The organism is Pseudomonas sp. PDM25, assembly GCF_019219045.1.
Classification (GTDB): Bacteria; Pseudomonadota; Gammaproteobacteria; order Pseudomonadales; family Pseudomonadaceae; genus Aquipseudomonas.
The window spans coordinates 142,628-150,061 of record NZ_JAHUWL010000016.1 but is presented as its reverse complement, the minus strand read 5'-3'; the positions used below and the strand labels follow the sequence as shown (position 1 = coordinate 150,061).

General features: G+C 57.4%; 7 protein-coding genes. 4 read left to right on the top strand and 3 right to left on the bottom strand.

The features are described 5' to 3' along the window. Positions 1 to 280: 280 nt before the first annotated feature. A complete protein-coding gene (tyrS, locus tag KW848_RS25590) occupies positions 281 to 1,480 on the bottom strand; it encodes a tyrosine--tRNA ligase (protein WP_192409293.1) in 1,200 nt (399 codons plus the stop codon). 212 nt (positions 1,481 to 1,692) lie between these two features. Between tyrS and KW848_RS25585 the strand changes: the two genes are divergently transcribed. Together KW848_RS25585 and KW848_RS25580 are read left to right on the top strand one after the other, a co-directional pair. Beyond that, positions 1,693 to 3,123 (top strand): peptidoglycan DD-metalloendopeptidase family protein, encoded by a 1,431-nt coding sequence (locus KW848_RS25585; RefSeq protein ID WP_218538460.1) that lies wholly within the window; start codon positions 1,693 to 1,695, stop codon positions 3,121 to 3,123. Positions 3,124 to 3,126: 3 nt separating this feature from the next. Then, a complete protein-coding gene (locus KW848_RS25580) occupies positions 3,127 to 4,218 on the top strand; it encodes an anhydro-N-acetylmuramic acid kinase (protein ID WP_218538459.1) in 1,092 nt (363 codons plus the stop codon). Positions 4,219 to 4,284: 66 nt separating this feature from the next. On the opposite strand, the gene erpA is transcribed toward KW848_RS25580, so the two are convergent. Both erpA and argC read right to left on the bottom strand, forming a co-directional pair. Beyond that, entirely contained in the window at positions 4,285 to 4,635 is a 351-nt protein-coding gene (gene erpA, locus KW848_RS25575) for an iron-sulfur cluster insertion protein ErpA (RefSeq protein ID WP_007947969.1), read from the bottom strand. 168 nt (positions 4,636 to 4,803) lie between these two features. Then, entirely contained in the window at positions 4,804 to 5,838 is a 1,035-nt protein-coding gene (gene argC / locus KW848_RS25570) for an N-acetyl-gamma-glutamyl-phosphate reductase (protein ID WP_008147251.1), read from the bottom strand. Between the two features lie 135 nt (positions 5,839 to 5,973). Between argC and hemJ the strand changes: the two genes are divergently transcribed. Both hemJ and KW848_RS25560 read left to right on the top strand, forming a co-directional pair. Further along, positions 5,974 to 6,402, top strand: a complete 429-nt coding sequence (gene hemJ / locus KW848_RS25565) for a protoporphyrinogen oxidase HemJ (protein WP_008147249.1) — start codon at positions 5,974 to 5,976, stop codon at positions 6,400 to 6,402. A 33-nt stretch (positions 6,403 to 6,435) separates the two neighbouring features. Continuing rightward, positions 6,436 to 7,404 carry a nitronate monooxygenase family protein gene (locus tag KW848_RS25560; RefSeq protein WP_218538458.1) on the top strand — a complete coding sequence of 323 codons (969 nt, stop codon included), beginning with the start codon at positions 6,436 to 6,438 and terminating at the stop codon, positions 7,402 to 7,404. Positions 7,405 to 7,434 lie beyond the last annotated feature (30 nt).

Genomic DNA, 7,434 nt, shown 5'->3' with positions numbered 1-7,434 from the left:
CTTGCGCTTGCGATCTCTCGTTAGCGGGAGGCGAATTCTACAGCGTTACTCGCTGCTGTCAACACCTCTTTTACACCGCTTTCGACCGAGAAGATCGAATCGTCAAAAGAGCCAAACAACCTCGCTCTTTCAACTCCTTCTGGGCTTCGATGACCTGAAGCAACTCGCTGTCGAAAACTGCGTAACTCATTGTTTACCAAGGAGTTTTCCGTTTCGACTGCGCCGGAAGTGGGGCGAATTATAGACTTCCAGAATCTGCCGTCAACCCCTAATTCGAGCTTTACTCGGATTTGAGCGTAATACGCGCAAATGCCTTCTTCCCAGCCTGGCAGACATGGGTCGCGCCCAGCGTGTATATAAAGGTGCGATCGACCACCTCACCATCTATACGCACACCACCAGAACCTAGAAGGTCCCGCGCGACAGCCGAGTTCTTGACCAGACCTGCCTTATTAAGGACAGCAGCAATCGGCATGTCTTCAGTAGCAGTCAACTCGATCTCTGGCAGATCGTCCGGCAGCTCGCCTTCCTTCATACGGTTACCCGCCCCACGGTGCGCATTGGCCGCTGCCTCTTCACCATGGAAACGCGCAACGATCTCTTCAGCTAGCTTGATCTTGATATCACGCGGATTGGCACCCGCCTCGACATCGGCACGGAACGCATTGATCTCATCCATGGAGCGGAAACTGAGTAATTCGAAGTAGCGCCACATCAGCGCATCCGGAATGGAAACCAGTTTGCCGTACATCACACCCGGCGCTTCCTGAATACCCACGTAGTTGCCCAAGGACTTGGACATCTTTTTCACGCCATCCAGACCTTCGAGCAGCGGCATGGTCAGAATGCACTGAGCCTCTTGACCATATCCACGCTGCAGTTCACGCCCCATCAACAGGTTGAACTTCTGATCAGTACCACCCAGCTCGACATCCGCGCGCAAAGCAACCGAGTCATAACCCTGAACCAGTGGGTAGAGGAACTCATGAATGGCGATCGGTTGATTGGTGGTGTAGCGCTTGTCGAAGTCGTCGCGCTCAAGCATGCGAGCCACGGTGTACTGAGAAGTCAGGCGAATGAAGTCGGCCGGCCCCATCTGATCCATCCAGGTGGAGTTGAACGCAACTTCGGTTTTCGCCGGATCAAGAATCTTGAAAACCTGGGTCTTGTAGGTCTCGGCATTCTCGAGAACCTGCTCGCGGGTAAGAGGAGGACGTGTTGCACTCTTGCCGCTCGGATCGCCGATCATCCCGGTGAAGTCACCTATAAGGAAGATCACCTGATGCCCCAACTCCTGGAACTGGCGCAGCTTATTAATAAGCACGGTATGCCCCAGGTGCAAATCCGGCGCGGTCGGATCAAAGCCTGCCTTAATACGTAGCGGCTGGCCACGCTTGAGCTTTTCGATCAGCTCGGACTCGACCAACAGTTCTTCCGCACCACGTTTAATCAGCGCTAGCTGCTCTTCAACCGACTTCATAACAGACCCGCAAGGCTCGAATTCAAAGGGAACCAACCATACAAGATCGCGCGTCAAATACAAGTTTTGCCCGGCGCACGGACACCAATCCACAGACTCAGCGTTCGCGGACTTGCTTCAGGGATGATTTGGTTATATTTTATACAGTTATTTCATCTTCATCATGTCATTCATCTTTTCCAATTCATCTTTTTCAAAGTCAAAAATTATCTATGACCAAAGAATCGTCTAAAGCGCCGCCGCTTTACCCGAAGACCCACCTGCTTGCAGCAAGTGGCATCGCCGCCCTTCTGAGCCTGGCGCTTCTGGTATTTCCTTCCAGTGATGTTGAAGCCAAAAAGACGACCCTGAGTCTTGAACTGGAAAGCCCTGCTGAACAACTGACACAAGATCAAGACGCTGCCGAGGCCGTCCAGGCCACAAATGAGCCAGCCGCTTCCCCTTTTGCGCAGATCGAAAACAGCGCCGAAGAACCCCAGGAAACCGCTCAAGCCGCGCCAGTGCCGGCGCCAGCACCAGTGATCGAAGAGAAAAAGTCTCCAAACCACAGGGAAGTGATCGTTTCTAAAGGCGATACCCTCTCCACCCTGTTTGAAAAAGTCGGTCTTCCAGCAGCTTTGGTGCATGAAGTGCTGGCCAGTGACAAGCAGGCCAAGCAGTTCAGCCAACTCAAACATGGCCAGAAACTCGAATTCGAACTGGGCCCCAACGGCCAACTGAGCAACCTTCACAGCAAGGTCAGCGACGTCGAAAGCATCACCTTGACCAAGAATGACAAGGGTTATGCATTCAACCGCATTACCGCAAAGCCTACCGTGCGCTCGGCCTATGTTCATGGTGTGATCAACAGCTCGCTGTCGCAGTCCGCTGCACGCGCCGGTTTGTCCCACAGCCTGACCATGGACATGGCCAGCGTGTTTGGCTATGACGTCGACTTCGCCCAGGATATTCGCCAGGGTGACGAGTTCGATGTCATCTACGAACAGAAAGTCGTCAACGGCAAGGCTGTCGGCAATGGCCCGATCCTTTCCGCTCGCTTCACTAACCGCGGCAAGACCTACACCGCCGTGCGCTACACCAATAAACAAGGTAACAGCAGCTACTACACCGCTGACGGTAACAGCATGCGCAAGGCGTTTATCCGTACGCCGGTGGACTTCGCCCGCATCAGCTCGAAATTCTCGATGGGCCGCAAGCACCCGATCCTGAACAAGATCCGCGCTCACAAAGGCGTCGACTATGCAGCGCCGCGTGGCACTCCAATCAAGGCAGCCGGTGATGGCAAAGTGTTGCTGGCCGGTCGCCGTGGCGGCTACGGCAACACCGTCATTATCCAGCACGGCAATACCTACCGTACGCTGTACGGCCACATGCAGGGCTTTGCCAAAGGCGTGCAGACTGGCAGTAGCGTCAAGCAAGGCCAAGTGATCGGCTACATCGGCACCACCGGACTTTCCACCGGACCGCATTTGCATTACGAGTTCCAGGTCAATGGCGTGCACGTCGACCCACTAGGCCAGAAAGTGGCGATGGCCGATCCGATCTCCAAAGCCGAGCGCGCACGTTTCCTCGCGCAGAGCCAACCGCTGATGGCGCGCATGGATCAAGAGAAATCCACGCAGCTGGCTTCGAGCAAGCGCTAAGCCATGACGCTCTATATAGGTGTGATGTCCGGGACCAGCCTAGATGGCCTGGACATAGCGCTGGTCGAGCTGGCTCCGACAATCAAACTGATCGCCACGCACTACATTCCCATGCCTGACTCACTGCGCACCGAGCTGCTTGGCTTGTGCGCCAGCGGCCCGGACGAGATTGCCCGCTCCGCCATCGCCCAGCAGAACTGGGTGAAACTGGCGGCACAGGGTATTCACACCCTGATCGACCAACAAAAACTGAAACCCGAAGACATTCGCGCGATTGGCAGCCACGGCCAGACCATTCGCCACGAGCCGGCGCGCGGCTTCACCGTGCAGATTGGCAACCCTGCCCTTCTGACCGAGTTGACCGGCATCACCGTCGTCAGCGACTTTCGCAGCCGCGATGTGGCGGCTGGCGGACAAGGCGCCCCACTGGTTCCAGCCTTTCACGAAGCGTTGTTTGAAGAACGCGCAGGCAACCGCGCGGTATTGAACGTTGGTGGATTCAGTAACCTCAGCCTGATCGAGCCCGGCAAACCGGTAGCCGGTTTCGACTGTGGCCCGGGCAATGTCCTGCTGGATGCCTGGATTCACCAGCAACGCGGCGACAACTTTGATCGCGATGGCCAATGGGCTGCCAGCGGCAAGGTCGAACCGGTTCTGCTGAACGAGCTGCTCAGTGATCCATTTTTCGTGACCAAAGGTCCCAAAAGTACCGGCCGTGAAGTGTTCAACCTGCCATGGCTGACACAACTTCTATCGAAACTGCCGACTTTCGCCGCCGAAGACGTGCAAGCAACACTGCTTGAGCTGACCGCACTGACCATTATCGAGTCATTGCAGAACGCCCAATCAGATACCCGGGAACTGTTGGTCTGCGGTGGCGGCGCCCACAACGCCACGCTGATGAACCGCTTGGCCAGCTTGCTGCCGAACACCAAGGTCAGCAGCACCGCGGCTTACGGTGTAGACCCGGACTGGGTCGAAGCCATGGCCTTCGCCTGGCTGGCCCATTGCTGCCTTGAAGGCATCGCTGCCAATCGCCCGAGCGTCACCGGCGCAAGTGGTCTGCGCGTACTCGGCGCCATCTACCCCGCTTAATCTGCACACAGCAAAACGCCGCAGAGCCCTGAGGCCATGCGGCGCTTGGTGATGCGATGATTGCGATCAGATCGAGAACGAAGAGCCGCAGCCACACGTGGTGCTGGCGTTCGGATTCTTGATTACGAAGCGTGAACCTTCCAGACCTTCCTGATAATCCACCTCGGCACCTGCCAGGTACTGGAAGCTCATCGGATCAACGACCAGACTCACTCCTTCGCGCTCGACAATGGTGTCGTCATCGGCCACTTCCTCATCGAAGGTGAAGCCGTACTGAAAACCTGAACAACCGCCGCCCGTAACGAATACGCGCAGCTTCAAGCGATCATTCCCCTCTTCATCGACCAGGCTCTTCACCTTGTGTGCGGCACCGTGGGTGAATTGCAAAGCAGTGGGGGTGAAGGATTCGACGCTCATGCTAACTATCTCCCGGCGTTACGCCGCCATAATGCGTGATGACGCGCATTATCCGCTTCTCCTAGAAAATCGGTCAACTATTGTTACGGTATATCAATCAACCCAATCGTAAGCCCGGAATGCAAAAAGACCCGTCAGACGGGCCTTTTTGCTGAGCGAGCTAAAGCCTTACGGCAACATGCCAGCGTGAGACAAGCCCAGGCGCTCATCCAGCCCGAACAGGATGTTCATGTTCTGCACCGCCTGACCCGACGCACCTTTGACCAGGTTGTCGATCACCGACAACACCACCACCAGGTCACCATCCTGCGGACGATGCACCGCAATACGGCAAACGTTGGCACCGCGCACGCTGCGGGTTTCTGGATGGCTGCCGGCCGGCATGACATCGACGAACGGTTCGTTGGCATAACGCTTTTCAAACAGTGCCTGCAGATCCACCGAGCGGTCCACGACGGTCGCGTAGAGCGTCGAGTGGATGCCTCGAATCATTGGCGTCAGGTGCGGAACGAACGTCAGACCGACGTCCTTGCCCGCTGCACGACGCAGACCCTGGCGGATTTCCGGCAGGTGACGGTGACCTTTGACGGCGTAAGCCTTCATGCTTTCCGACGTCTCGGAGTACAGCGAACCGACAGACGCGCCACGACCGGCACCACTGACGCCGGATTTGCAGTCAGCAATCAGGCGGGTGGTATCGGCCAGACCTGCTTCAAGCAATGGCAGGAAACCCAATTGCGTAGCAGTCGGGTAGCAACCCGGAACGGCGATCAGGCGAGCCTGCTTGATCTGCTCGCGATTGACTTCCGGCAAGCCGTAAACCGCCTCTTCCAGCAGTTCCGGCGCGCCGTGCGGCTGACCGTACCACTTGGCCCACTCATCGGCGTCTTGCAGACGGAAGTCCGCCGACAGGTCGATGACTTTGGTCCCGGCCGCCAACAGTTCGCCAGCCAGCGCATGGGCAACACCGTGAGGCGTGGCGAAGAACACCACGTCGCAAGCGCCCAGCGTCTTGATGTCCGGAACGCTGAACGCCAGGCCATCGTAATGACCGCGCAGGTTCGGATACATATCAGCCACGGCCAGACCGGCCTCGGATCGGGAAGTGATGACGACCACTTCTGCTTGCGGATGCTGCGCCAACAGACGCAGCAGTTCGACACCGGTGTAACCCGTGCCGCCGACGATACCGACCTTGACCATAAACCTGCCCTCAACGAACCCACTGGAAAGCCGTCGATAATAGGGGCCGCGCGGCTCTGCGACAACCGCCAAGGTGACGTGCGGGCGCTCTACCCTCTACTATCTTGGCTACCGTGAACCTGGGAACAACTAAAAATGCTTTATCTGTGGCTCAAAGCGCTTCACATCGTCAGCATGGTCTGCTGGTTTGCCGGCCTGTTCTACCTGCCGCGCCTGTTCGTTTATCACGCCCAAAGCGAAGACACCGTCAGCAAAGAACGTTTCAGCATCATGGAGCGCAAACTCTACCGCGGCATCATGGGCCCGGCGATGATCGCCACCCTGATTTTCGGCATCGCACTGATCGCCTTGAACCCCAGCATATTTAGTCAAGGTGCCTGGATTCACGCGAAGTTGACCTTGGTGGTGATCCTCATCGGCTACCACCACATGTGCGGCGCCCAGGTGAAGCGTTTTGCCCGTGGCGAGAACACCCGCAGTCATGTCTTTTATCGCTGGTTCAATGAAGTGCCGGTTCTGATATTGCTGGCCATTGTAATTCTGGTCGTCGTCCGGCCGTTCTAACGCCAATAAGCACAACTCTTCGGGGTACTTCCAATGTCGCTGCCCGCTCTGCTCGAACAACGCTTGCGTCTGCCAGTGGTGGCAGCACCAATGTTCCTGATTTCCAACCCGCAACTGGTGCTCGCCTGCTGCCGTAATGGCGTGGTGGGCAGCTTTCCTGCGCTGAACCAGCGCGAGAGCAGCGGCTTCAAGTCCTGGCTGGAAGAGATCGAAGCAGGGTTGGCGACACTGGAGAATCCGGCGCCTTATGCGGTGAACCTGATCGTCCACCACAGCAATCCGCGGCTGCAAGCGGACCTGGCGATCTGCATCGAACACAAAGTGCCGATTGTGATCACCAGTCTCGGCGCCGTGAAAGAACTGGTCGATGCAGTGCACAGCTATGGAGGTCTGGTGTTCCATGACGTGACGACTCGTCGCCATGCAGAGAAAGCCGCCGAGGCCGGGGTCGACGGTTTGATCGCCGTGGCAGCGGGCGCCGGTGGACACGCCGGAACCTGGAGCCCGTTCTCGCTGATTGCCGAGATTCGCCAATTCTTCGACAAGACCCTGCTGCTGGCCGGCTGCCTGAACCACGGCCACGAGATTCTCGCGGCACAATTGCTCGGTGCGGATCTGGCCTACTTCGGCACACGATTTATCGGCACCACCGAAAGTCATGCGCCTGACGCCTATAAAGAGATGCTGCTGACTGCCAGAGCCGCAGACATCGTCCATACTCCAGCGGTGTCGGGAGTACCGGCGAGCTTTATGCGTCAGAGCCTTGAGGCTGCAGGTTTCGACATGGCCGCGCTGCACGGCAAGGGCGAGGTGGACTTCGGCTCCAAACTCAAGCCCATGAGCGATGAAGCCAAAGCCTGGAAAACCGTCTGGTCCGCAGGCCAGGGTGTCGGCGAGATCGACGACTTGCCGAGTGTCGATCAATTGGTCGCTCGCCTTGATGCCGAGTACCGCAAAGCGCTGGAGCTGGCGGCAGCGATGCCCAAGCGCTGGCCACGCTGACAGGAAAACCTGGCCAGTCCATTCCGGCTG